This is a genomic window from Pseudomonas sp. No.21, from assembly GCF_054558415.1.
Genome location: NZ_BAAJNO010000004.1, coordinates 89,693 through 113,347, shown reverse-complemented (window position 1 = coordinate 113,347; position 23,655 = coordinate 89,693). Strand labels below are relative to the sequence as shown.

15 protein-coding genes are annotated in these 23,655 nt (G+C 58.0%); 9 read left to right on the top strand and 6 right to left on the bottom strand.

Annotated features, from left to right (window positions below; translation table 11 throughout):
- Window positions 1-147: 147 nt before the first annotated feature.
- Genes ACYJSS_RS09015 through ACYJSS_RS09005 form a run of 3 tightly spaced genes read left to right on the top strand, consistent with a single transcriptional unit; the run spans window position 148 to window position 7,116 of the window.
- Window positions 148-1,356: a hypothetical protein gene (locus ACYJSS_RS09015; RefSeq protein WP_271658395.1), complete on the top strand. Its 1,209-nt coding sequence runs from the start codon at window positions 148-150 to the stop codon at window positions 1,354-1,356.
- Window positions 1,356-3,389 carry a phospholipase D-like domain-containing protein gene (locus ACYJSS_RS09010; RefSeq protein ID WP_271658394.1) on the top strand — a complete coding sequence of 678 codons (2,034 nt, stop codon included), beginning with the start codon at window positions 1,356-1,358 and terminating at the stop codon, window positions 3,387-3,389. The genes ACYJSS_RS09015 and ACYJSS_RS09010 overlap by 1 nt, the downstream gene beginning before the upstream one ends.
- On the top strand, window positions 3,376-7,116 hold the full coding sequence (locus ACYJSS_RS09005) for a DEAD/DEAH box helicase family protein (RefSeq protein WP_271658393.1): 3,741 nt from the start codon (window positions 3,376-3,378) through the stop codon (window positions 7,114-7,116). The genes ACYJSS_RS09010 and ACYJSS_RS09005 overlap by 14 nt, the downstream gene beginning before the upstream one ends.
- Before the next feature lie 78 nt (window positions 7,117-7,194).
- Here the strand turns inward: ACYJSS_RS09005 and ACYJSS_RS09000 are convergent, their stop codons facing one another.
- The 6 genes from ACYJSS_RS09000 to ACYJSS_RS08975 all read right to left on the bottom strand — a co-directional run bounded on the left by ACYJSS_RS09000 (window position 7,195) and on the right by ACYJSS_RS08975 (window position 11,538).
- The gene (locus ACYJSS_RS09000; protein WP_271658392.1) at window positions 7,195-8,205 is read right to left on the bottom strand and encodes a helix-turn-helix transcriptional regulator; all 1,011 of its coding nucleotides are present in this window, start codon (window positions 8,203-8,205) and stop codon (window positions 7,195-7,197) included.
- A 124-nt stretch (window positions 8,206-8,329) separates the two neighbouring features.
- Complete coding sequence (locus tag ACYJSS_RS08995) at window positions 8,330-8,992, bottom strand: hypothetical protein (RefSeq protein WP_271658391.1); 663 nt, start codon at window positions 8,990-8,992, stop codon at window positions 8,330-8,332.
- A gap of 2 nt (window positions 8,993-8,994) precedes the next feature.
- On the bottom strand, window positions 8,995-9,390 hold the full coding sequence (locus ACYJSS_RS08990) for a hypothetical protein (protein ID WP_187806367.1): 396 nt from the start codon (window positions 9,388-9,390) through the stop codon (window positions 8,995-8,997).
- Between the two features lie 84 nt (window positions 9,391-9,474).
- Window positions 9,475-10,308 (bottom strand): hypothetical protein, encoded by an 834-nt coding sequence (locus tag ACYJSS_RS08985; protein ID WP_271658390.1) that lies wholly within the window; start codon window positions 10,306-10,308, stop codon window positions 9,475-9,477.
- 2 nt (window positions 10,309-10,310) lie between these two features.
- Entirely contained in the window at window positions 10,311-10,475 is a 165-nt protein-coding gene (locus ACYJSS_RS08980) for a hypothetical protein (RefSeq protein WP_282888055.1), read from the bottom strand.
- Between the two features lie 70 nt (window positions 10,476-10,545).
- On the bottom strand, window positions 10,546-11,538 hold the full coding sequence (locus ACYJSS_RS08975) for a helix-turn-helix transcriptional regulator (protein ID WP_271658389.1): 993 nt from the start codon (window positions 11,536-11,538) through the stop codon (window positions 10,546-10,548).
- A gap of 83 nt (window positions 11,539-11,621) precedes the next feature.
- On the opposite strand from ACYJSS_RS08975, the gene ACYJSS_RS08970 reads away from it, so the two are divergent.
- The 6 genes from ACYJSS_RS08970 to recD all read left to right on the top strand — a co-directional run bounded on the left by ACYJSS_RS08970 (window position 11,622) and on the right by recD (window position 23,423).
- Window positions 11,622-12,494, top strand: a complete 873-nt coding sequence (locus ACYJSS_RS08970) for a tetratricopeptide repeat protein (RefSeq protein WP_271658388.1) — start codon at window positions 11,622-11,624, stop codon at window positions 12,492-12,494.
- Window positions 12,495-12,584: 90 nt separating this feature from the next.
- Window positions 12,585-13,520, top strand: a complete 936-nt coding sequence (locus ACYJSS_RS08965; protein ID WP_271658387.1) for a hypothetical protein — start codon at window positions 12,585-12,587, stop codon at window positions 13,518-13,520.
- 14 nt (window positions 13,521-13,534) lie between these two features.
- Complete coding sequence (locus ACYJSS_RS08960) at window positions 13,535-14,296, top strand: SIR2 family NAD-dependent protein deacylase (protein ID WP_271661335.1); 762 nt, start codon at window positions 13,535-13,537, stop codon at window positions 14,294-14,296.
- 78 nt (window positions 14,297-14,374) lie between these two features.
- On the top strand, window positions 14,375-17,770 hold the full coding sequence (recC, locus tag ACYJSS_RS08955; protein WP_271658386.1) for an exodeoxyribonuclease V subunit gamma: 3,396 nt from the start codon (window positions 14,375-14,377) through the stop codon (window positions 17,768-17,770).
- The gene (gene recB, locus ACYJSS_RS08950; protein WP_271658385.1) at window positions 17,767-21,396 is read left to right on the top strand and encodes an exodeoxyribonuclease V subunit beta; all 3,630 of its coding nucleotides are present in this window, start codon (window positions 17,767-17,769) and stop codon (window positions 21,394-21,396) included. The genes recC and recB overlap by 4 nt, the downstream gene beginning before the upstream one ends.
- The gene (recD, locus tag ACYJSS_RS08945) at window positions 21,393-23,423 is read left to right on the top strand and encodes an exodeoxyribonuclease V subunit alpha (protein ID WP_271658384.1); all 2,031 of its coding nucleotides are present in this window, start codon (window positions 21,393-21,395) and stop codon (window positions 23,421-23,423) included. Before recB ends, recD begins: the two co-directional genes overlap by 4 nt.
- Window positions 23,424-23,655 lie beyond the last annotated feature (232 nt).

Genomic DNA, 23,655 nt, shown 5'->3' with positions numbered 1-23,655 from the left:
CGCTCCAAGGCCGTGCCGAGCTGCATGTGGAGCGTCGCATTTCGTCGCAGCATGGAGATACAGTCCGTACCACTTGAGCTCCAGCCCGCCAACTACCAGTTGCTTACTTACCCTTGCTCCGTTACCAAGGAAGGACCCAGAAGTTCAATGTTGTCTGTACTGTCGCTGTTTGATGAGCGATCGCGTCCGAAGGGTACGCGAGATCCGCTCGGGGCTGAGGCCATCTGGAGCTCCATCGGCCGCAAGCTGGTCGGTAACCTGACTACGGTCACCAGCAATCTCGACAACTTCATCGTGGCCCTGTTGTGCTGTCGCTATGCTAGTGAGTGCTCGGATAACTCGTGGGAGATGCAGGAGCATTTCCTGCGCTTCGAACAGCTTGCAGCGTATCTGCGCTGCCAGTCCGGCCGGGACAGCCTGCTGGGCATCACTCGTGCGCGCAATAATCTCGGCAAGTCGGAACTGAAGGTGCTGCCCCTCGGCCGGGGCAGCCAATCCGAGATTCTCAGCAACCAGCTCAGTTACGGCCTCTGGGGACTCTATAGCACGGCCTTACAGTTGGCGGATCTGTTGGAGCCAGGTCAGCGCAAGCCCACTGCTGCGGGTCAGGAGTTCATTGACAGCCTGGTCGCTGGGTTGGGCAAGGCGGAATGGACGGCACTGGCCGGCATCTGCCAGCGCAGAAAAGTCAGCCGGGTTGAGATCGAGAGCCATGCTCCTGCCTTTGCCGCGCTGCTCGACCAGCAGTCGCTGCGCCAGCGCCTGGTCAACCTGCTGCTGGATGGCCGACTTGCCAGCCCGTTGCAGCGTGAGCTGTTCTTGCTGGCACACAGCTATCTGGCAGAAGTGTCCGAGTGGGAGGTTTCGGGCTTCTGTGGCTGGCTGCAGCAGCGTGCCGGTATCAGTGACGAGCTCAGGCGAGTCGTGCTGGCGATTCAGAGCATCGAGCCGTTGCTAGTGCTGGCCGCGACCATTTTCGGCTGGCTGCAGGGCCAGCAGAACTGCGAAGCTAGCAAGCTGGTAGAGGTTCTGCCCCCGCGGCTGGAGAACCTCGGGCTGCGCGATCACTGGATGCAATTGAGCGCATTGCCGCACCGCGACTTCCTGCAGAAGCTACACAAGTATGCGATTGCCGGTGACAGTCTGCAGGTCATCAATACCCTGCTCGAGCACAACCGCAGCATCATGGCAGGCCGCAAAGGTGCACCTTGGCTGGAGTGGGAGGGGCGGCGCCTGAAGGTGCGCGTGCGTAATGACCGCGCCTTGTTGCCTGAACAGTTGGATGAGGCCAACCTCGGCTGGCACAACACTTACTTCATCGGTTCCTTTCTGGCCATCGCGGCGGAGGCCGTCTGATGGAGCAGCTGACCATTAGTGAAGCCTTCGTGCAGCAATTGGCCGGCCGGAGAGTGTGCGCCGGCTTTTTCTCCACCTTCAGTTTCGAGCCAGAGTTTTTCGAGCTTGAAGTTTTGCCCCTGATGCTGGGCAATGATGTCTGGTCCCCTAGCGACGAACTGCGCTACGGCCAGCTGCAGCTGAAGATGCAGGAGCCCGAACAACCGGCCACTCACTGGGCCGTGGCTTACGACCGTGACATCTTCGAGTCGCAGACCGCGCCCCGGCTGGAAGTGGACTACCTGCCTGTTAGTCTGCTGCCGGCCTGTCAGCATGCCAAGCTAAGCGTGCTATTGCTGGAAAACCCTGCTGAGGATGGCAAGTCGGATGACCAGCCCGGCTACAGCATCCTGCTGTGTGCTGGCTCCTTTAACCTGACCCGAGCCGGCTGGTGGGAGAACATTGAAGTAGGCCACTGGGTCGAGCTGGATGCACAGTATGCCCCGGCCAATATCCGTCGCCCGCTGCACCAGGCTCTGAAGTTCTACCGCAATGTTCGGCCTGCAATGCCAGTACAGGCACTGCAGCGCTTGCTGGACGCGCTTGAGGAGTTGCCGGAAACCGAGGCTGATGCGAACTGCAGCTTCTATTTTTCTTTCTCCGCCAATGGCCAGCATGTTCAGTCGTTCCCGCAGTTTCTTGCGCAGGCCGAAGCACAGGGAACACTGGAAATCGTTAGCCCGTTCTTTGCCGAGGATGGTAACAATCGGGTGGTGGCGAGCTTGCTCGAAGCATTCAAGAAAGTTCAGTTATTTCTGCCCAGGGACGAAGCTGGCCGGGCGCTCATCAGCAAGGATGTCTACGGTGCGCTGAGCGAACGGGTGGAGTGGGCTGAGTGGCTGCCGGAGATACACCGGCAGTTGATGGGCGCCGATGGCTATCGTCGGCTGCACGCCAAGATCTACCACTGTACGGGGCGTGATGGCTGGCACTTCATCGGCTCGGTCAACCTTAGTGAGCAGGCGTTTAGTCGCAATGTCGAGGCTGGTTTCCTGCTGCGTAGCCCATGTCCAGCCCTGCTGCAACCGCTGGCAAATGCAAGTGTACCGCAGGTTTTCGACTGTCCTGTCGAGGCGGACAGCCTGCTGGATTCTGCCGCCGCGGTCATGCCGCTGCTGCACCTGATCTTCGACTGGCAGGATGCTTGTCTGCTGCTGCTGTCGCCTGAGACGGGGCGTCTTTCCTTGCTTGATGCCAACTCTGACTGTGTGAGCGAGCACGAGCTGCAGGCAGCGACACCGCTGAAGGTCAGCTTTACCGAGGGTCGACAGCTGTTTGCCCGCTCCAGCTTGGTACATGCCCGCTGGCAGTCCTCCATACAACCTCCAGGCGAGCAGCCTGTCGCCAGCGGTGTGCTACTGGTCAGCCAGCGTAATCTGTATGGCCGCCCGCTCGACATGCCGGGCATGGATCTGGCGAGCCTGTTGCGTTTGCTACATGCCATGGGGCATGAGGCGCGCATGTCCAGCATGAGTGCAATGCTGGAAGCCGCGCTGCGTCAGAACTTTGAGAATCCGGACCAATATCTCATTCAGACCGGTGATATCCAGGACGTGGCCAGCTTCTTTTCCGAGTTTTCCGAGGTCAATGGCGCATTTTGGGCGCTCGGCCAGCGATTGGAGAGGGCTTCGCAGGGCGGCGATAAACGCACCTTGGACTACTTCCTGCGCGGGGCCCAGCCCGACTCGCTGGCAGGTCTGCTGGCTGCGGTGCAACCGCAGCAGGGGGCGACTATTCCCGGTCTGATTGTGCGCTATCTGACCCTGCTGGGAATTGAGGAATTGCTGCTGCGTCATGCTGAACAGGCCGCTCCTGGGTTGTTGTCAGAGGTGCAACGCAGCTTGGCCACGCTTGAGCGCAACGAACTCACCCCCTGCTTACAGGACGAGGGCATGGACGCCAGACGTTTCATCGACTGGTACCGCCGGCAGTTCCTCGCGGGGCTAGGTGCTCAAGCCAGCCCATGCGTGGAGGGCGGCGATGCAAGCCATTGATTTGCAAACGGCCAAAAGGCTGATCGATTTCTCTGGAGGACGGGACGAGCTGCGCGGGCTGGGCGAGCAGCAACTAGAGGGCACGCTGGCCCTACACAATAAGCTGGCACAGCATCGGGTTGCCTATCTGGCCGACGAGGTTGGAATGGGCAAGACCTATGTCGCGCTGGGAGTGGTCGCGCTCATGCGTCGCTTCAATCCGGATCTGCGCGTACTTTACCTGCTGCCATCGGTCAACGTGCGCGACAAGTGGATAAAGGATTTCCAAAGTTTCATTGAGCATAACTACCTTAACGACGACATCATCGTCCGGGGCATCGGCAGCTTGGCCGGACCGGCTGCACCCCAGATTACCTGCGACAATCTAGCGGATCTTGTGCATGCGCTAGCCAGCAGTACCGCGCGTGATTACTTCATTTGCACTTCGGCTTTCAGCTTCGGTCTTGGCGCCACTGTCGCCGAATTGGAAGCTAGCCTTGACCGTCTGGTGGCCCTGCTGCCGCAGACTCGCAACGAGGAGCAGATCCTCGGCCTGCGCCAGCAACTCAAGCGCTGCCGGGATGACAGCGGCGTGGAGGCCCTGAAGGAGTCGGTCAAACATTGCTGGGCAGCAGCCATCTACCGCGTACTGCCGCATTTCGATCTGGTGCTGGTCGATGAGGCGCATAACCTGCGCAAGTCCCGTGACAGCAGTGCTCGCAACCGCATGCTTGCTACTGCGCTACTGGGGCAGGAGGGCGAGGCTTCCCGGATCAGGCGCCTGTTGCTGCTGTCCGCCACCCCCTACGACCGTGACCTATCTCATCTGCGCAACCAGCTGGCGCTTTTCGGTATGACGCAAGCGGCAGCTTTGCCGGAAAGGGCCGAACTGCACAGCACAGAGATGCAGCAAGCGCTGCATCGGCTGATGGTGCGCAGGCTGAACGAACTTCAGTTGGACAACGTGCCGCATACCCGCAACATGTACCGCGACGAGCTGCGCACCGGCGCCGAAGCCGAAGTGAAGATGGGGATCTCTGAACAATTGTTTAGTGCGCTGGTTCAGAAACGGGTCAGCCAGCACCTACAGCAGAACTTCGCAGGCCGTTTCGAGCTGGGTATGTTGGCCTCTTTCGAGAGCTACCTGCCTGGCCAGGTTCAATTCGATGGTGATCTGCAAGAAGTGGCCATCAGCGACAGCAACCAGCCTGATGCCCGTGATCGGAACGTGGTCGAGCAACTGGTTCGTTCCTGGAAGGATACTTTTGATAACCGTCTTCCACCGCATCCGAAGATGAGTTGGGTCAGTACTCAGCTGTCGCGCCTTGCCTTCGTAGAGGGAAGTAAGCAGCTGGTGTTCGTGCGCCGGGTAAGTAGCGTGAGCGAGCTGAAGGGAAAGCTGGACGAGGCCTACGATGACTGGTTGGCCCACCAAGTGACACAAGATCAGGCGGTTATGGCCTGGTTCGAGCGTTATCGCACGCAGTACTGCGAACGCTCCGGCGAAGTGACCTCGGAAGAGGCTGATGAAAATGGAGAGCCTTCGGCTCGTTCCGACAACTTCTTTACTTGGTTCTACCGTGGTCGCAATGCCGAGCTGAACGAGCAGCAGCCACCGGCGCTGGGTACGCTGCCCAGCTCGTTCCGCAATATGCTGGGTCGTACCAGTTGTTTATTTGAGGCTGGCTGGAGTCGTTTGCCCGGTATGCCGCGCAACTTGGTGGTCGACTGGTCGCGCTGGGTCGTCAATTCGAATGATAAGCCGTCGGCCCAGCGCCGCTTCCGGGTGGCTCAGTATGCTTGGCTGCAGACCGTGGCAAGTGTATGCACAGGGACCGCTGCGTCTTTGGTAGCGGGTCGCATCCTGCGCTATGCCTACCCAGACTGGTCCATCACTGATCGTCCAGGCATTGAACTGAGTGACCTAAGCAGTCTGCAGAATGACCTCGACCGACTCACTCTCTGGGATGACCTGCGCCAGCAGCCCAAGCTGCAGACGCTGGCGCCGGAATGGAGTGTGCAGACTTTTGAGCTTCTGAGTGGCGACGTAAAGCAAGCCCTGCACGAGCTCAAACGTCAACTAATCCATATGGAGCTTATTGCGCTGGTTTGTCGTTTGGATCATCCATTTATCGATCTGTACAGCCTGCGTGGCGTGCGACGCGATGAGGGCAATGCCGACGATGCGCTAAGGGTGGCGTTCAGCGAACTGCTTGCCCGGCAAGCCGAGCAGCAGGTGCAATTCTGCTCCTGGCGGATTTTGCATGACATCGCTAGCAACCTGGATCTACTGGTCAAGCTCAACTTCCCGGCGGCCTGGCAAAAAACCAGTACTGAGCTGACACGCTACCTCAGTAATCAGATCAGCCCGCTGCAGCCAATCGCTGGTGCTAGTGGTGAGAATCGTACTGAGCGCAGTCCACTGGCCCGTCGTTTTCGTATGCCTGGTTATCCTCGCATCCTGGTTTCCACAGATGTTTTTCAGGAAGGAGAAGATCTGCATACCTTTTGTGACAGCGTTATGCATTACGGCATTCCGCGTAGTCCGATTGCTCTAGAGCAGAAGGTAGGAAGGGTCGATCGTGTGGCTTCGCTGTCGCACCGACGCATGCTGGCTAACCAGCGCGATAGCGCCAATCACTTCATCAAGGTGCGCTATCCGCATATCCGTCAGAGCCTGGAGTTCCTGCAGGTACGGGAGTCGGCACGCAGTTTGAACGATTTCATGCTCTCGCTTGGCCGCATCCAGACTGCTGGGGCGAGCGAGCGGGAGCTGCAAATTACACAACAGCTAACCGATACCTCCCCGGTGCAGCCGCCACTGCGCGAGCGCCTAAGTAGCTTGTTCCCAGTACAGCCTGATGATCTAAAAGGCAGAAGCCAGCTTGCACAGATCGAGAAGCATCAGACGGCCCTGCAGCGGCGGCTCCAGCACATACGTCAGCAACTGACGGCCTTGCTGGGTGCCCCACCGGAGGAGCGTCCTCTGCACTGGCGAACAGGTAATGTCGAGCTGGAGTTGCGTACGATCGCCGGTTTGCCGGAGCTGCTGCTATCTGCCAGCTGTGAACATGAAAATGCCCCCGGCTGGCTGGTCGACAGTGGCAGGGGGTGGGCCAGCAAGCGAATCGAGCGCATGCAGGAACTGCAGGCCGATCCGTTGCGCCGATTGCAGTTGCACTACAGTCGCGACCAAGGCTGGATGCTGCGCGCTAATAGTGAAATCTATGCTGGCAGTCAGCACATCCTGCAGCATGAAGAGTTGCTCAGCTTGCTTGGCCGAACTAGGGGGGAGTCGGTAGTCAAGCCTTTGGCCGAATCGCTAAGTCTGCTGGAAAGCATGCTGGACAATCTGCCTTGCCCGGATGGCATACAAGTTCTACGCAGCAGCAGCCAGATGCTGTGCTACAAGTTTGAGCACTTGGGGCGCAGCCAGCGTGTGCGGGTAAAGGCTCGTCAGGGCCATGTGCAACTCAGTTCGCGGGTACTGGATGCCGCCGCAACCGAGGAGCTTGCAAGAGGAGGCGATAATCTGCTCGATTCGGCACTGGTGCGTTATACCCTCAGACGTAACGCTAGTTTCGACTTGGTGGACTTTCACGTCAACAAACAGGGTGAGCTCGCTGTGCGCGCCTGCCATCCGCTGCAGTGGCTGAACCGAGAGGAGCTGGGTTGCATAGCTTTACTGGTTGCTGCCGAGGCTGACCGGTTGGAGCACATCATTCGAGGTGGTGACGATCATGAGTGAGCCGTATCCATGGCTCGCCAGAGATCAATCACCATTACCTGGCTCAGTTGTAGGTAGGTGTGCGCGAGGAAGGTCAGACTAGTACTGCCCTTGCATAGCGAGCGCCAGACTAAGACGATGTGTTATCTCAGCGGCAAGTTTTTTGGGCTCTCGGATTTGTATTGATCCCGCGTGCGACAAGATCCACCAGCGTAGCTCCCAGCTATCCGTAACTGTAGCCACTAACACTGACCCATCGGCTTCATCTGTTAGGGTCATATCGTCTGATAGAGGCGTCTCCCTGAGCAGCCTAGCAAGCCCATCGTTGATCCAAGCAACGATCCTGGTCTGAGACGCGGTGCCAAATTGCATGGCGCCACTTTCTAGGTAGCTCTTCAGATTGAATTCGGCCGGCCCAGTAGTCACGAAATCCAGCACCTGTGCGGAGCTGAATCTATGCAGGGCAAACTGGCGGACGTCATCGAATGGCTCCACGGTGGCTAGCAGATAGGTCACTTGTCCGCGTTGCACCAGAGCCAGTGGATTAAGGGTGAAGTGATGTACCTGATCCTTGTGCGCGGCGTAATACACACAGCTCAGCTGCTTCTCATACAGCAATGCTTCTTGGATCGTCTCGAGGATGCCTTCATCGACTGTCGGCGGTAAGAGCGAGAGATCTGGATGCACGCTGGCCACTTTATGAATCCATCGTGCTGCCGGTACCTCGTCGCTCAGGGAGTGCAGCTTCTGATGGGCTTGTCGAAAACGGGGTTCGAGGGCCTTCAACATGTGGTTGGGAATCAGCGCATGCAGGCTATCTTCAACCAACCTAAGTGTCAGAGCTTCGCCCAGGGAAAGCCCCGGAAGCTCGCTTGCACAGCCCGGCATCCAGTGCCACCCGTATGGCATCCCCTTGTCGTTGCATTGAAGAGGGAAGAGCTGAGAGAGCTCTAGCAGGTCGCGTTCGATAGTACGTTTACTGGAGTCATGCCCAGCATCTTGTAAACGCGTGTGCAGTTCCGTTGCGGTCAGCCCGGGGGCCTTGTTTGGAAGCAGGCGGAGGAGCTCCCACTGGCGAGCCAGTGTGCGGCGAGATGTATTACTAGGCACCCAAGCATTCCCGATAGTAGTGATTGAGTGAGAATGGAGGAAAGCTGACTGCCCAGGCAAGCATCATGCTTCTCGAGTGCTTGGCATGGACATCGACTCTATTCGATGCAGGCACACTCGGCATCTATACCCGCCCAGGAAATCGCTCAATTTCTCCGAACAGCAGAGCTTTGGCTGGCTCGTCGGGCAGTATCACGGTACTGAGAACCATGGCCTCTAAATTCGGACTGAGCTCCTCAATGGCTTCTGTGAGCTCGCTTGTTTCGCCCAGGCTTGGCCACTCGTTGTTAATCAGCAGCAGATAGAGCGTTCGGAAACCTTGGCTAGGCAGTTGTTGCAGTGGTAATGGGTTTGAGTAATCGATATCGACCAGCTCGCAGCGAAGCTGCCGGCTGGTGCTGCAGCTCAAAAAACTTCGGAAGTCGGCATAGTCACGTCCGGGCCAATCTCCGCCGAAGGCGGCGTGGCGTATGTAGCGAATAATCTGCTCCGCCCACAAAATGAACCCTGTTGAGGCAATGTGCAGGGTGGGGGCGACCTGGTAGCCCCTTCGTCCCAGGTCTCGTGAGCGGAGCGTCTGATCAATGAAGATCACGCTGTCTGCGCCGTCCTCATCTGCCAAGTATTCCAACGGGGCGTTTACAACGAAGGAGATATCGCTCGCCCCGAGCAAGGTGCGACGCTCCTCCCACTCCAGTCGGGTATGCATGGACTCGCAGCGTGCGTGGAAATCCATCACGCGTATACGAAGTGGTAGTGGAGGAATAAAGCCGCCCAAGTCGGACATGGTCAGGACTCTTTCTCCGGCGATTTCATGCGCACGATCTTGCGCGCTTGAGCCTCACTCACCAGCCATGAGATGAGTTCTGGATAGTTCACGTCTCCCAGCTCAGCGATGTTTTGCCGCGCCGCCTCCAGGCTGGCGGTCATTGCTTGAAGTGCTTGAGCATCGAGCATGCGGGAGAGCCCGGCTCGAGACAGGAGGGTTACAGGCTCCAGTAGGGCATCGAATGCGTCTTGCAGCACCACCAGTCGTGACAGGCGGCTGAGCTGCTCCTGGATATGCGGTGGTGGCTCTGTTGTGCCAAGAAAGCCCGCCAAATTGATCAGTCGCCTGCCCAGCCTTTTACTGCCTGCAATGTCCTGCAATATGGCTTCTAGGTTTTCTTTAATGAGGCGATCCATGGGGTACTCCCTTCACTGCGGTGAAGTAAGCATGGAGCATGGGGGCGACAGAATGTGTCGCGATGATTTGGGTCGGACACCGCTCTACGATGGGCTGAATACCAGAAGCTTCAGGCCATAGCCTGAGTAGTTGGAGATCATCCAGCCAGTGGGGACGACGTTGTGCCCGATGGCCTTGCCAACGTGCTCCATTACGCTGGCATAGTCGCCCCACGTGAGGTCGTAATTGGCTTCGATTACGAGTAAGGCATCCAGGGCAAAGTTACGCATCGCTAGCGGCGTGTTGGCTAGTAAAGAGGCGACAGCAGCAGTGGGGGTGGAACCCCAGCCAGCAGCCGTTTGGCCAACGGTCTGGCCAGAGAGGTATGAGGCAAAGCTGTCCCATTTGAGCCCGGGAATACCGCGGATTTCTCGAGCCAAGTAAAGGCTTGCCCAGAAGGCGGCCAGCTCTCGTTGGCTTTGCCATTTATAGCTGCGAAAGGGTGGGTAGACCTGCGTTTTGGTTTGTGTGAAGTGATGGATATGGATTGTGTCTGCCAAACCAGATAAGTGCTCCCAAGGCATTGCGCTGCTTGGTGAGGTGCACAGCCAATGGAGCTCATCAAAGCGTTTGTCAGGCCAAGTCTGGTTCTGGCCAAGAGCGGTAAAGTGGAGCTGGCCGCAGTGCCCTCCATCTACTGGGAGCGCAGTGCTGCAGTGCTGCAGAATGCAGCTCACGAGTTGCTTGGCCTCGGCTTCCGTTGCCGCGATCAGGGCTACTTCGAAATTGCTCGTGCTTAGCTCATGGCTGTCAGTGAATTGGTGCTCCACGCTTTTGCGCGCGCTTTCAACGTCTTCGCCCAGCCCCAGCAGATGGTAGAGATAGTCGCGAGGGCCCCAGCCCTTATTTCGGTGAAAAAGACAGCGGGAGCTGGTCATGATCAGCGCACCTGAACCGGTGCATTAATACACCTGTATCCGGGGTACTGGGCTTCAGCTGTGACCCGGGCCATTTCTGAACTGACGGCCTGGACGGTGAGCGTGAAGTTGGCGCGAGGCCCGGCATTGGGGACAACACGTTGCAGGAAGGCAGAGTAGGTTTTCATCGTCAGATCTCTTGGTTCAAATGGCAGGAGACAGGATGAAGGGTGCTTACGACACCCTGTGTCGCAAGGGCTATTCGTTCTCGTAGAGCATTGTCATGCGTCTTGCCGTTGTTGCGATTTGCTCACGTAACTCCGCAGGCTCAAGTACTTCCAGATGCTCACCCTGACTCAGCAACCACAGATCCAGCCCTTGGCTGAGGTGCAGGCTGCCAGTCATCAACCACCAGCCATCAGCAGAGGCTTCCAGCTGTTGATCAGCGGTGAGTGCGTTCTCCAGTAAGCGCTCGTAGAGCGTGTGGCTCACACGGAGCTTCAGTTGGGCAGGTAAGTCCGTTTTCAGGCTCACCAGGCTTCTCTGAGCAGCGACAGAGTTAATGTCGTAGTCCTTAGGGGCCGGGAGATCTTCAAAGGTCGTGCGGGCTGAAATAAAGCGATGCAGGGGCAGCGCGGCAATATTGCCTTGTGGCAATCCCTTGAAGATGCAGGACAGATAGATATTGGAGTCCTGGTAGGACAGACCCAGTGGTTTGAGATGTAGCAGCCGGGGCTCACTGGCTCCGCGCTTCAAATACTGGGCTTCAACGGTTGCATCGTCCAAGAGTGCTTGTTGTATCACTTCCAGTGTTTCAGGGTTCACAGTGCTTGGAGACAGGGTCACGAAGCGAGTGTTGCTGATGATCTTGCCTGAGCAATCCTGGGCTGGTCGTTTTCCCTTCAGTAGGGATGTTGCGTACTCCCGCAATGGGGTGAGCTTTTGTACCTGCGCCTCCATTCCGAAGCGAGCGGCGTGATCCATGATCATGACGAGATTCATCGCGTCGGTCGGCAACATGCTTAAGCGTGAAAGCGATTTCTCTGCCCACCATAGCTTGGCTTTGCCCTTAGGGCGGCTGTGCACATGGGGATAGTTCAGTTCGAGGTCACTCAAGTCTCGCAGGATGGTGCGCTTGTCGACATCAATGCCTTGGTTGGTCACGCGCTCGTGAATGGCGGAGCTGTTGAGAGCGTTTTCCTTGTTGGGGAGGAGGCCAAGTATCAAGTCCTGGCGATAAAGCTGCTCCATGAGGTCGTCCCTGCTCGTATGCGACATGAACTGTCGTAAAACTATTGAAAATGAGCTGACATGGTCAGTCACGAGACAGCAGCATGAGCAAATCTGCCGATGTGTTCAATCTGATGGATAGCCTTCTTGCACCAAGTGACCAGGTTGAAATCAACGAGCCTGGAGAGGTGCAACGCCTATATGCCGGTATCGGTATGCCAGCGTTACGGGCCGCTGAGCTAGCCGAACAGAGTCGTTTATTCACCTACCACGAAATCAAGGCTGCCAATCCGCTTCTGCGGTTGAGCGATCCGATCCGGCTTCGTCGACAGTATGAGCAACTGCGAGCAGAGGCACTGCAGGGTGATGCTGATGCGCTAAACGACTTGGGTTGGCTTTGGCTCAACGGCTCCCGGTTAAAGCCTGAACCGCTCCTGGCCAGACGCCTCTTCAAAATTGCAGCGGTGTTGGGTTCTTCAGAGGCGCTTTTCAATCTTGCGGAGCAGGCCTTCTATGGCAAAGGTGTGAGAGCTAACCCGCTCTTGGCCATCGATTATTACGAGCAGGCTTTTGAGTCTGGTATTCCCTGTGCTGCGCAGGCTCTAGGTGGCTTGTATGAGCGCGGGGATGAAGGTGTGTGCATTGATCATGCGAAAGCCATCGCTTGGTATAAGCGAGGCGCGGATGAGCAAGACACGATGGCGTGTTTTCTTCACGGCCGGTTGGCTTTGGACGAGTCGTCCTCTGAATACAACCAGGCCATAGGCCTCTATTGGCTGCAGTGGGCTGCCATGAGTGGCGAGGTGCTTGCGAGTGAGCGGTTGGCTGATTTTTACCGCTCTACCTTCGACTCCCCACCTGACCGGGATGGCCGGCTGTACTGTTTCTGGCGAGATATAGCGATCAGCCAAGGGAGTAGGTTGGCGGAGGAGATGCTAGCGCTGGATGGGCAATGCCAATTGGCCAGTAATCGATAGTAGGATGCCAGCGCATGCTGGTTATACGGCTATATCGAGGCCAGAGTTCTGGTCCTGTATTTTCTGGAATGGAAATGGTTGGGGGAAGGAATGAAGTCCACAGGTCTATCAGCAAATCAACTTGGCTTCGCCCACTATTTGGCGGGGTTGTGGGACAAAAAAGAACAGCCTGTGGATCAAGATGGATGTGTCCTGGAAGTGGGGAAAGGCAGGATGCTTCATTGCTACCGCATTACTCGCTCCAGGCATTGGAAGCCTTGGCGAGCACGCGTTGCGTCACCAATTCAGCACTGGTGGTGCCGGTCTTTGGCGGAGGCTGCGCATCACTACTCCTGGCCTGACAGCCTACCGCCGGACTCTTTTGCCTGCATCGCAGGACGTCTACGGCAGGCACTTTCTACGAGCGATGAAGACGCGGCTCGTCAGGCATGTTTGGACATTTTCACCTGGGGCGGGGTTGCGCAGAAGCCAACTGACAAGTCGCGAGTTTGGTTGGAGTTTCAGTACGCACAACGGACGCTCTGTCAGTCAATCAAAGATGCGGTCCATCTTCTGCAGCCAGGATCTGCACTCAGCCTTGCGGCGTTCGATGGAAAAAGGCTTCTGATGAATGCGGCGATGACGAAAGTCTATGCCGCTGCGGACCCCGACAACATCATTATCTATGACGGGCGGGTAGGCGCTGCGCTGGGTCTCTTGGCTCGATACTGGCTCGAAATGACTGGCATCGGGAGTGTGCCGAATGACTTGGCATTTCGCTGGGGAGCGGGCCGTAGTGAGGTTAAGCGTGATCCATCGTGCAGGGGTTATCAGTTTTCCTCGTTGTATCTGCCCAGCACAAAAACAGCTCATCAGGACGAGGTTTGGGGGACTCTGGTTCGTAAGAGTGGCGAAATTCTTAAGCAGATGAGCGCTCTTCGCGGGGATATCACCTCTATTGGCGACGTCGAAAAGGCTCTCTTCATGATCGGCTTCAATATCGAGCGTGATGTGCCACCGTCACCGATACCTGCTGTGGTGGGATAGGTAAAGTGGGCGGACTGATTCCAGATCAGATTATCAAAAAGGTTCAGCGCTCCCGTCATTTGTTGATTTTTACGGGGGCGGGTGTTTCTGCGGAAAGTGGTATCCAAACTTTTCGCGAAGCTCAGGCCGGTTTGTGGGAACGCTTTGAACCTGGGGAGCTGGCAACGCCAGCTGCATTTCGACGTGACCCTGCTCTGGTCTGGGGGTGGTATGAGTGGCGGCGATTGCAGGTGCTAAGCGCGCGCCCCAACCCAGCTCACATTGCTATTGCCGAGTTGGCCAGGCGGGTACCGAAGCTGACAGTGATTACCCAGAATGTTGACGATCTGCATGAGCGGGCGGGCAGCGCTGAGGTCATTCATCTGCACGGCAGTCTGCATGAGCCTCGTTGCTTTGCCTGTGGCCGGCCCTACGCAGGTGTGGTCGCTGAACTGACGGCTCCATCTGCCTCTGAGCGCTGTGAGCCACCACGTTGCGAGCGATGCAACGGCAGAGTAAGGCCAGGTGTTGTCTGGTTTGGAGAGCCTCTACCTGAGAGTCCAATGCGCTCGGCGTTGGCTGCTGCCCGCCATTGCGACTGCCTGCTTTCCATTGGCACATCAGGTGTTGTGATGCCGGCGGCCCGTATCCCGGAAGTGGCTTTGGAGAGCGGGGCTGCTGTTATCCATGTAAACCTCCAAGCCGTTGAGGTGAGTGCTCCAAATGAGTTCTCCCTGATCGGCCGGGCCGGCGAATTACTCCCGTCCCTATTGCAGCAAGCTTTTCCTAGTTCATGAGGCTGGTGGTTGCGACACGAAATGTCGCGACCACCATGCACTATTGCACCTTACGGTGCATGCGCAGGAGTTTTACCCATGCAGGAGCTTTCCCCAGGTCTAATCGTTATCCATGGCAATCGTCTCGAGGAGCTGAGAGCTCTTGCGGTGGAGTGGATGCGTAGTCATCCACTAAACCCGCTTGAGAACGAGGTACTGCTGGTACAGAGCAACGGTATCGCTCAGTGGCTGAAGATGGCGTTGGCTGAGCGGGAGGGCTGTGGCATTGCTGCTGCACTGGACGTGGGTCTGCCAGCACGCTTTCTTTGGCAGGCGTACCGCACTGTATTGGGTAATGACGCGATTCCGCAGCAGTCGCCCTTGGACAAGGCGCCACTCACCTGGCGTCTGATGCGCCTGCTGCCTGGCTTGCTGGCGGGCGAAGCCTTCGCACCGTTGCACCGCTTCCTGGCCGATGACAGCGATCTGCGCAAGCGTTATCAACTGGCAGAGCGGCTGGCTGATCTATTTGATCAGTACCAGGTTTATCGTGCTGACTGGTTGGCGGACTGGGCAGGGGGGCATGATCGTCTACGCACGTCGCGTGGTGGCTATCAGGAGTTGAGCGACGAGTCGCGCTGGCAGCCGGCACTTTGGCGTGCCCTGTTGGCTGAGGTTGGGGATGAACAGTTGGCGCAAAGTCGCGCCGGGGTTCACCCGCGTTTTGTAGCGCGACTGAATGAGTTGGGCTCCCCGCCGCCCGGCTTGCCGCGCCGTATTACGGTGTTTGGTATCTCGTCGTTGCCAGCCCAGGTACTAGAAGCGCTTGCTGCCATAGCGCGTTTCAGCCAAGTCATGCTCTATGTGCACAATCCCTGTCAGCACCACTGGGGGGACATCGTTGAAGACAAAGATCTGCTGCGTCATGAGTACCGCCGCCAGCAACGTAAACCTGGTCTGGCTGCTTTGGGCGAGGCGGATTTGCATCAGCATGCTCAGCCGCTGTTAGCTGCTTGGGGCAAACAGGGGCGCGATTACATCAACCTGTTGGATCAGTACGACGAGCCGCAACGCTATCGCGAGCAGTTCAAGCGCATCGATCTATTCAACCCGGCGCCTGAAGGCTGCTTGCTGAGCCAATTGCAGAACGACATCCTCGACCTGCGCCCTCTGGCGGAGACCCGCGAAGCCTGGCCACCGGTGGATCCGGAACGCGACAACTCGCTGCGCTTTCACGTCGTCCACAGTGCACAGCGTGAAGTGGAGGTACTGCACGATCAGCTCTTGGCCTGCTTCAGCGCAGACCCAACCTTGCGCCCGCGTGACGTGATCGTCATGGTGCCGGATGTAAACACCTACGCGCCCCACATCCAGGCGGTGTTCGGGCAATTTGGTAAAGATGATCTCCGCTACATTCCCTTTACCCTTGCCGATCAAGGGTTGCGTGGTAAGGATCCGCTGGTTATCGCCTTGGAGCATCTGCTGCAACTACCAGATAGCCGCTTCAGTGTCAGCGAGGTGCTGGACCTGCTGGATGTCCCAGCACTGCGTGCGCGCTTTGGTATCCAAGAAGACGAACTACCGACCCTGAGGCGCTGGTTAGAGGGAGCTGGTGTTCGTTGGGGACTGGATGCTGACCAACGTGAGGCCCTCGGTGTTGGTCAGGGCTTGGAGCAGAACACCTGGCGTTTTGGTCTGCGGCGCATGCTGTTGGGGTACGCCGTTGGGCGCTCTGGTGCTTATGTAGATATTGAGCCTTACGATGAGATTGGTGGTCTGGATGCGGCGCTGATCGGTCCGCTAACGCGCCTGCTGGACTCCCTTGAATATCATCTTGAACAACTGCGTGCGCCCTTGACGCCGATGCTCTGGGGGGAGCGGTTACGTGGGCTGATAGAGGCATTTTTCTTGCCTCAGGGCGAACGTGACGAAGTGCTGCTCAACCAGTTGCAGGATGGCCTCGACAGTTGGCTGGCGCTCTGTGAGTCCGCTGGGCTGGAAATACCTCTGACCCTGCCAGTGGTGCGCGAGGCATGGCTTGGTGAGCTTGATCAGGGGCGTCTCAGCCAGCGCTTTCTTGCTGGCTCTGTGAACTTCTGCACATTGATGCCGATGCGTGCCATTCCATTTCGCCATGTCTGCCTGCTGGGCATGAACGACGGCGACTATCCGCGGAGCCAGGCGCCGCTGGATTTCGATTTGATGGCCAGCGACTACCGGCCTGGCGATCGCTCTCGTCGAGAGGATGACCGCTACTTGTTGCTGGAGGCGCTGCTGGCTGCGCGAGACCGGCTCTACATCAGCTGGGTAGGGCGCAGTATTCGTGACAACAGCGAGAGGCCTCCATCTGTACTGGTTGGCCAGTTGCGCGACCACCTCGCTGACGCCTGGACTCTGGCAGGTGGCGGAAAGTTGCTGCACGCCCTGACTACCGAACACCCGCTGCAACCTTTCAGCCGCCGCTACTTCGACAGCAGGACTGAGCTTTTCAGTTATGCCCACGAGTGGGCTGCGCTGCATGGTCAGTCCTCTGCCGGCGGTTCTGGTGAAAGCCTGTCAGCCTGGGAGGAGGGGCTGCTGCTGAGTCCTGAGCTATTGCAAAGCTTCTTGCGCGACCCAGTTAAGTTTTTCTTCACTCGCCGCCTCAAGGTGCACCTGGACGAGGAAGTGCAAGCTAGGCTGGACAGCGAGCCGTTCACCCTGGATGGGTTGGAGCGCTACCAGTTGCAGGACAACCTGCTGAAGTCCGCCGTGCTGGCTCGGGATGGAGATGCGCAAACCGCACTGTTTGGTGCTGCTGACCGCTTGCAGCGCAGTGGCGTGTTACCGCTGGCAGGCTTCGGCGAGCACTACCGCACTACGTTGCTGGAGCCTTTGCCTGCCCAGCTTCAACGCTACGAGAGTCTTTGCCAGCTTTGGTCCGTGCCCGTGGAGTCGCCACGTCAGTTGAGTTTTTGTGCTGCCGACGTGCAACTGGAGGGTTGGCTTGGTGGTCTGCGGCAAAAGGCTGATGGCAGCCTGGCACGCTTAGAGCTGTCGCCTGGTGTTCTGGCTAAGAAGGGCTCCCTAAAGTGGCACCGTCTGTTGCGGCCTTATGTGTTGCATGTAGTGGCGGCTGCTTGTGGCGTGCCAATCACCACCTTGCTGGTGGGCGAAGATAAGGCACTGACTTTTGCCCCGTTACCGTCTGAGCACGCGTCGCGGATTCTTGTGACCTGGTTGCAGGGCTGGAGCGCCGGCATGCAGGCGCCCCTACCTGTGGCGCTCAAGACCTCTATGGCCTGGTTGCAGGAGCAGAGCGATGACAAGGCTCGAACCGTCTATGAGGGCGGTTACAACTTCACCGGTGAGACGGCAAGTAGTGCCAGTCTGGCGCGGCAATTCCCCGATTACACCAGACTGACTGCCGACGGCCAGTTCCCCAAATGGAGTGAGCGGCTCTATCAGCCGCTGCTTGAGAGCAACCCGGCCACCATCAAGGAGGATCTGGCATGAGTCAGTCCCAGCGTCCCCTGGCCCTCAGTTTCCCGCTACATGGCAGTCGCCTGATTGAGGCCAGTGCGGGTACCGGCAAAACCTACACGATTTCCGCGCTCTACCTGCGCTTGATCTTGCGCCACGGGGGTGAGGCCGCCTTCCGCGAGTCGCTATTACCGCCACAAATTTTGGTCGTGACCTTCACGGATGCAGCCACCCGCGAGCTACGTGACCGCATCCGTGCACGTTTAGTGGAAGCGGCGTCGGTTTTTCGCGGTGATGGCCAGCCGGATGATTTGCTGGCTCAGCTTCGTGATGAAATCCCCGAGGGTGAATGGGCGGGCTGCGCCCGGCGGCTGGAGTTGGCTGCGCAGTGGATGGATGAGGCCGCTGTGTCCACTATCCACGGCTGGTGTCAGCGCATGCTGCGCGAACACGCTTTCGACAGCGGCAGCTTGTTCAACCAGACCTTAGAAACCGACCACAGTGAACTGCTGGCCGAAGTCATACGGGACTATTGGCGGCAGCATTGCTATCCGTTGAAGGGGGGGGCACTGGACTGGGCTGTGGGCAACTGGGGGGCTCCTGCCAGCCTGGGTGACCAATTGCGCCCGTTGCTGAATGAGGCTGCTGTTGTTTCAACGCATCGGTTAAGCGAGTTGCTGGAGAGCGCCCTGCTGGACCGTGAGAGTGCGTTGGCGATGCTCAAGTCTCCCTGGGTTGCCTGGGCTGATGAGCTGCAAGGGCTTCTCGACAAGGCGGTCGCCGGTAAGCAAGTTGACGGCAGGAAAATTCAGGCACGGTACTACAATCCCTGGTTCGACAAGCTGCGTGAGTGGGCAACCAGCACGGAGGCCTCCCTGGAGCTGGCTACAGGTTTTACTCGTCTGACTCCTGACGGCTTGGCCGAAGCTTGGAAGGGTGACCCTCCCAAACATCCAGCGCTGGATGCAATGGTCAATCTCAAACAGCAGCTTGATAGCCTGCCCGACCCCGCTGAGGCAGCGCTGCGTCATGCCGCTGCCTGGGTGCGTCAGCGCTTTGATCGCGAGAAGCGTCAGCGTGCGGAAATGGGCTTTGACGACATGCTCACTCGTCTTGATGCCGCACTACAAAGTGAGAACGGACTACGTCTGGCCGAAGTTATTCGCCGTCAATTTCCAGTAGCGCTGATCGACGAGTTTCAGGACACCGATCCGCTTCAGTACCGCATCTTCGACACCCTTTATCAGGTTGAAGCCAATCGCGACGACTGTGGTTTGTTTATGATCGGTGACCCCAAACAGGCCATCTATTCCTTCCGCGGCGCGGATATTCACACCTACCTGAGTGCGCGCCGCGCTACTCTTGGCCGGCACTACAACCTAGATACCAACTTCCGCTCAAACCAGGACATGGTTGATGCTGTGAACGAGGTATTTCTGCGCGCTGAGAGACGCGAAGGCGGGGAGGGTGCGTTCCTCTTTCGCGACGATTTACCCTTCATCAAGGTAGGCGCTAAGGGGCGCGAGGAAGTTTGGACGGTGGAGGGAGAGGCCCAGCCTGCACTAACTGTCTGGCAGCTTCCCACTGACGAGCCAGTGGCCAAGGGGGCCTACCGTAGTGCCCTGGCCGAAAGTTCTGCCAGTGAGATAGTGCGGCTACTCGACCTTGGTCAGCGGCAAAGGGCTGGGTTCAGCAAAGATGGCCAGCTTGTGCCATTGCAGCCTAGCGATATTGCCGTCCTAGTGCGGGACTTCAAAGAGGCCCAGGCCATTCGCGGTGCACTGGCTTCACGTGGAGTACGCAGTGTCTACCTGTCGGATAAGGACTCGGTATTCGCTGGTCAGGACGCTCGTGATCTGCTGCTGTGGCTGCGTGCTTGTGCCGAACCGGACCAGGAGCGTACGTTGCGCGCCGCATTGGCCACCGCCACCCTGGGGTTAGAGCTTACCGAGCTGGAGCGGCTAAATCTTGATGAGCGCAGTTGGGAGCGCTATGTCATGCAGTTCCGCGGTTACCGCCAGTGCTGGCAGCGTCAAGGCGTGTTACCCATGCTGCGTCAGCTGCTGCAAGACTTCGAGCTACCCCAGCGGCTTCTGGAGCGTAGCGATGGCGAACGGGTCCTGACTAACCTGCTGCACTTGTCTGAACTGCTGCAGCAGGCGGCTACTGAGCTAGACGGAGAGATGGCGCTGATTCGCCATCTGAGTGAGTTGCTGTCTGGGGAGGGGAAAGCGGAGGAGCAAGTGTTGCGCCTGGAGAGTGACGAGGCTCTGGTGCGTGTGGTGACCATTCATAAATCCAAAGGGCTAGAGTATCCGCTGGTATTCCTGCCTTTCATTTGTGCCTTCCGTGCAGTGGATGGTAAGAAACCGCTGCAGGTGCATGACGGTGAGCGCCGCCAGCTTGTGTTCAAAGCTGACACCGACACTGTGGCTCGCGCTGATAAGGAGCGTTTGGGTGAAGATCTTCGGCTGCTTTATGTGGCCCTGACCCGTGCCCGTCACGCCTGCTGGCTCGGCGTCTCTGATCTGAAAATCGGCAAGACCAAAGAGTCACGGTTGCATCAATCGGCCCTAGGTTATTTGCTGGGCGGCGGTGAAGCGTTGGTGCAGAGTACGGATTTGCAGCGTTGGCTCTCTCCCTTCGAGGACAAGTCGCACAGTGCGATGCTGCAGGTGCCTGACGCTACAGAGCAGCAGTATCTGGTGTTAGACGGTGCCGAGATCGAGGCACGTTGGCGAGTCCCTCAGCGACATGCCGCAGAACATTGGTGGATCGCCTCCTACAGTGCGTTACGTCTGGAGGAGGGTGAGGTGCAGCAGCCAGGTCGTTATGACGATGCCGCGCCGGATAGCCCTGCGATGCAGAACTCAACTGATGACGAAAAAACTGCTCCGGTGCAGACGCCGATACCTGTCTCTGCACAAGGACTGCACCGTTTTCCGCGTGGGCCGAACCCCGGAACCTTCCTCCACGGTTTGCTTGAGTTAGCAGCCGTTGAAGGTTTCGGCCACCTAGCTAGCTCTCCTCAGCAGCTGCGTGAGCTGTTGGCGCGCCGCTGCCAACGGCGTGGTCTGCAACTCTGGATTGATCCATTACACCAGTGGGTGCAAACGCTGCTGGTACAACCACTACGCCTCGGGGATGGGCGGTCGGTGAGTCTGGCGGAGCTGAAGCAGTATCAGCCTGAGCTCGAATTCTGGTTCGAAGCTAGCCAGGTGGATGTCCTTCGCGTTGATGAACTGGTGCAGCGTTTCGAGCTACCTGGTGTGCCCCGGCAACCACTATGTGCGGACACGCTGAATGGCATGTTCAAGGGGTTTATTGACTTGGTGTTTGAGCACGAGGGGCGTTACTACGTGGTTGACTACAAGTCTAATTGGCTGGGAGTCGATGAGGCCTCTTATACCCTGGAGGCGATGACTTCCGCCGTGGCCAGTCATCGCTATGACCTGCAGTACGTGCTCTACATACTGGCTATGCATCGGCAGCTGCGCTTGCGTTTGCCTGACTACGACTACGACCGTCACTTGGGTGGTGCGCTCTACCTGTTTCTCCGTGCACCTGTGACGGGAGCCTACCTGGCGAAACCTTCCCGCGAACTGATTGAGTTGCTGGATGCTTTGTTCCTGGGCGAGTCTGAGGAGGTGGCGGCATGAGCGCGATTCTAAATGACCGCGGCGAGCTCATTGCACTGCTTACAACGTGGAGTGAGCGTGGCTGGTTACGCGAGCTGGATTTCGCATTGGCGCAGTTTTTCGCGGAGCTAGATCCGGCTGCTTCGCCACTCCTGATTCTTGGCGCCGCACTGGCCAGCCATCAACTCGGCAAGGGGCATGTGTGCCTTGACCTGGGCGCGACCTTGGCTGACCCAGACTTCGCTTTATCACTTCCACCAGAGGGTGAAAGTGCCGAGCAAGCTACGTTGCTGCCGTCCCAGGTGCTGGCGGGTTTGACGCTGAAGGATTGGCTGGCGAGCTGCATGGGCAGTGAGCTGCTACAGAATCGTGAGCATGCTGTTGCACCGCTGGTACTGGAGGGGAGCTGTCTCTATCTGCGTCGTTACTGGGACTATGAACGCCGCGTGGCTGCGCGTATCATCGAGCGTCTGCGTGCTGTGTCTGACATACCGGCTGATTTGGCGCAGCGCCTGGACACGCTCTTTCCTGAACCATTGGTGTTGGATGGTGAGCGTCTAGCGGATTGGCAAAAGCTGGCCTGTGCATTGGCCGTGCGCAGTACCTTCACCATGATCACCGGTGGCCCTGGTACCGGAAAGACCACCACTGTTGTGCGTCTGTTGGCACTGTTGCAGGAGGCCGCTATGGCCACCGGCGCGCCACTGCGTTTAAGCCTTGCTGCACCAACCGGCAAGGCTGCGGCCCGGCTGACCGAATCGATCAGCGGGCAGGTGGCATCCCTGGCTGTGGATGAAGCTGTAAGACAGCAGATCCCTAGCAATGTGACAACGTTGCATCGTCTGCTCGGCAGTCGGCCAGACAGTCGCCATTTCCGCCACGATGTTGGCAACCCGCTACCGCTCGACGTACTGGTGGTGGACGAGGCTTCAATGATCGACTTGGAGATGATGGCCAACCTGCTGGATGCTCTGCCGGCTCATGCACGTCTGATCCTGCTGGGTGACAAGGACCAACTGGCCTCGGTGGAGGCTGGTGCAGTGTTGGGCGACCTGTGTCGTGACGCAGAGAGTGGTGGTTACAGCGCAGCGACCTGCGCTTGGCTTCAAGACAATACCGGCGAGCACTTGGGCGATCCGGCGCTGTTTCCAGGTGAACAGGCGCTTGCTCAGCACATTGTCATGCTGCGCCATTCGAGGCGCTTTACTAATACTTCCGGTATTGGCCGCCTGGCCCTTGCGGTAAACGACGGTGATGCGGAAATCGCTCGTGCCACATTGACCGAGGGCGCGGAGAGTCTGCATGTGCTGCGTCTATCGGGGGAGCAGGATCGTGCACTTGAACAGCTATTGCTGGATGGCTTGCCTGGTGATGATGAGCGACCGATCGGGTATGCACATTTCCTAGAGTTGATGCGGGAAGAGCGGCCAATCTTAGACGCTGCTCCTGAAGCATGGGACGTTTGGGCTGGTAAGGTATTAAAGGCCTTCGATCAGTTCCAGTTGCTCTGTGCTGTACGCAAAGGCCCTTGGGGTGTCGAAGTGCTGAACGAGCGTATTGCCCATGCACTGCAGAGCCGCGGTCTGCTGGAGCAGGATCACGGGTGGTACGAGGGGCGCCCTGTGTTGGTGACGCGCAATGACTACAGCCTGGGATTGATGAATGGCGATATCGGTATTGCTCTTCGTCTACCGGAACCACCTGATTCACCTGGTGCTCTCCCACGCCAAGTTTTGCGTGTGGTGTTCCCGCGCAATGATGGCAGTGGTGCGTTGCGTTACATCCTGCCGAGTCGGCTGAGTGCGGTCGAGACGGTATTCGCGATGACTGTGCACAAGTCCCAGGGCTCAGAGTTCGCTCACTGCGCGCTGATCCTGCCGGATGTCCTGAACCCGGTGCTGACTAAGGAGCTGGTGTACACCGGCATAACTCGTGCACGGCACTGGTTCAGTTTGGTGGAGAGTCATGCCGGGGTATTTGAGCAGGCAGTACAGCGTCGCGTCGAGCGACGTAGTGGCTTGAGAGAGGCGTTGGTGGGCGTGAAATAATTATGTTGGTGGGTGCGACACAAGCTGTCGCACCTGTCAGGCAATTTGGCTGCACCTAAGTTGTTATGAGTGCTTGTCATGCCAATACCTCCTCAGCCCTTTACGTTCAGTTGCTCCCGCTGCTCCTGGCAGAAAACCACTATTCCTCTCAGCGATGCGCTGGTGCTCGGGCGTGACTGGTTCGCGCAGTGCCCTCAGTGCAACTGCGAATTACAGCGGCGAGCGGCTACAA

Excerpts from the sequence above, each read along its gene's own strand:
- ACYJSS_RS09015 (WP_271658395.1), top strand. The coding sequence starts at position 148 with ATGTTGTCTGTACTGTCGCTGTTTGATGAGCGATCGCGTCCGAAGGGT.
- ACYJSS_RS09010 (WP_271658394.1), top strand. The coding sequence starts at position 1,356 with ATGGAGCAGCTGACCATTAGTGAAGCCTTCGTGCAGCAATTGGCCGGC.
- ACYJSS_RS09005 (WP_271658393.1), top strand. The coding sequence starts at position 3,376 with ATGCAAGCCATTGATTTGCAAACGGCCAAAAGGCTGATCGATTTCTCT.
- ACYJSS_RS08995 (WP_271658391.1), bottom strand. The coding sequence starts at position 8,992 with ATGTCCGACTTGGGCGGCTTTATTCCTCCACTACCACTTCGTATACGC.
- ACYJSS_RS08990 (WP_187806367.1), bottom strand. The coding sequence starts at position 9,390 with ATGGATCGCCTCATTAAAGAAAACCTAGAAGCCATATTGCAGGACATT.
- ACYJSS_RS08985 (WP_271658390.1), bottom strand. The coding sequence starts at position 10,308 with ATGACCAGCTCCCGCTGTCTTTTTCACCGAAATAAGGGCTGGGGCCCT.
- ACYJSS_RS08980 (WP_282888055.1), bottom strand. The coding sequence starts at position 10,475 with ATGAAAACCTACTCTGCCTTCCTGCAACGTGTTGTCCCCAATGCCGGG.
- ACYJSS_RS08975 (WP_271658389.1), bottom strand. The coding sequence starts at position 11,538 with ATGGAGCAGCTTTATCGCCAGGACTTGATACTTGGCCTCCTCCCCAAC.
- ACYJSS_RS08970 (WP_271658388.1), top strand. The coding sequence starts at position 11,622 with ATGAGCAAATCTGCCGATGTGTTCAATCTGATGGATAGCCTTCTTGCA.
- ACYJSS_RS08965 (WP_271658387.1), top strand. The coding sequence starts at position 12,585 with ATGAAGTCCACAGGTCTATCAGCAAATCAACTTGGCTTCGCCCACTAT.
- recC (WP_271658386.1), top strand. The coding sequence starts at position 14,375 with ATGCAGGAGCTTTCCCCAGGTCTAATCGTTATCCATGGCAATCGTCTC.
- recB (WP_271658385.1), top strand. The coding sequence starts at position 17,767 with ATGAGTCAGTCCCAGCGTCCCCTGGCCCTCAGTTTCCCGCTACATGGC.
- recD (WP_271658384.1), top strand. The coding sequence starts at position 21,393 with ATGAGCGCGATTCTAAATGACCGCGGCGAGCTCATTGCACTGCTTACA.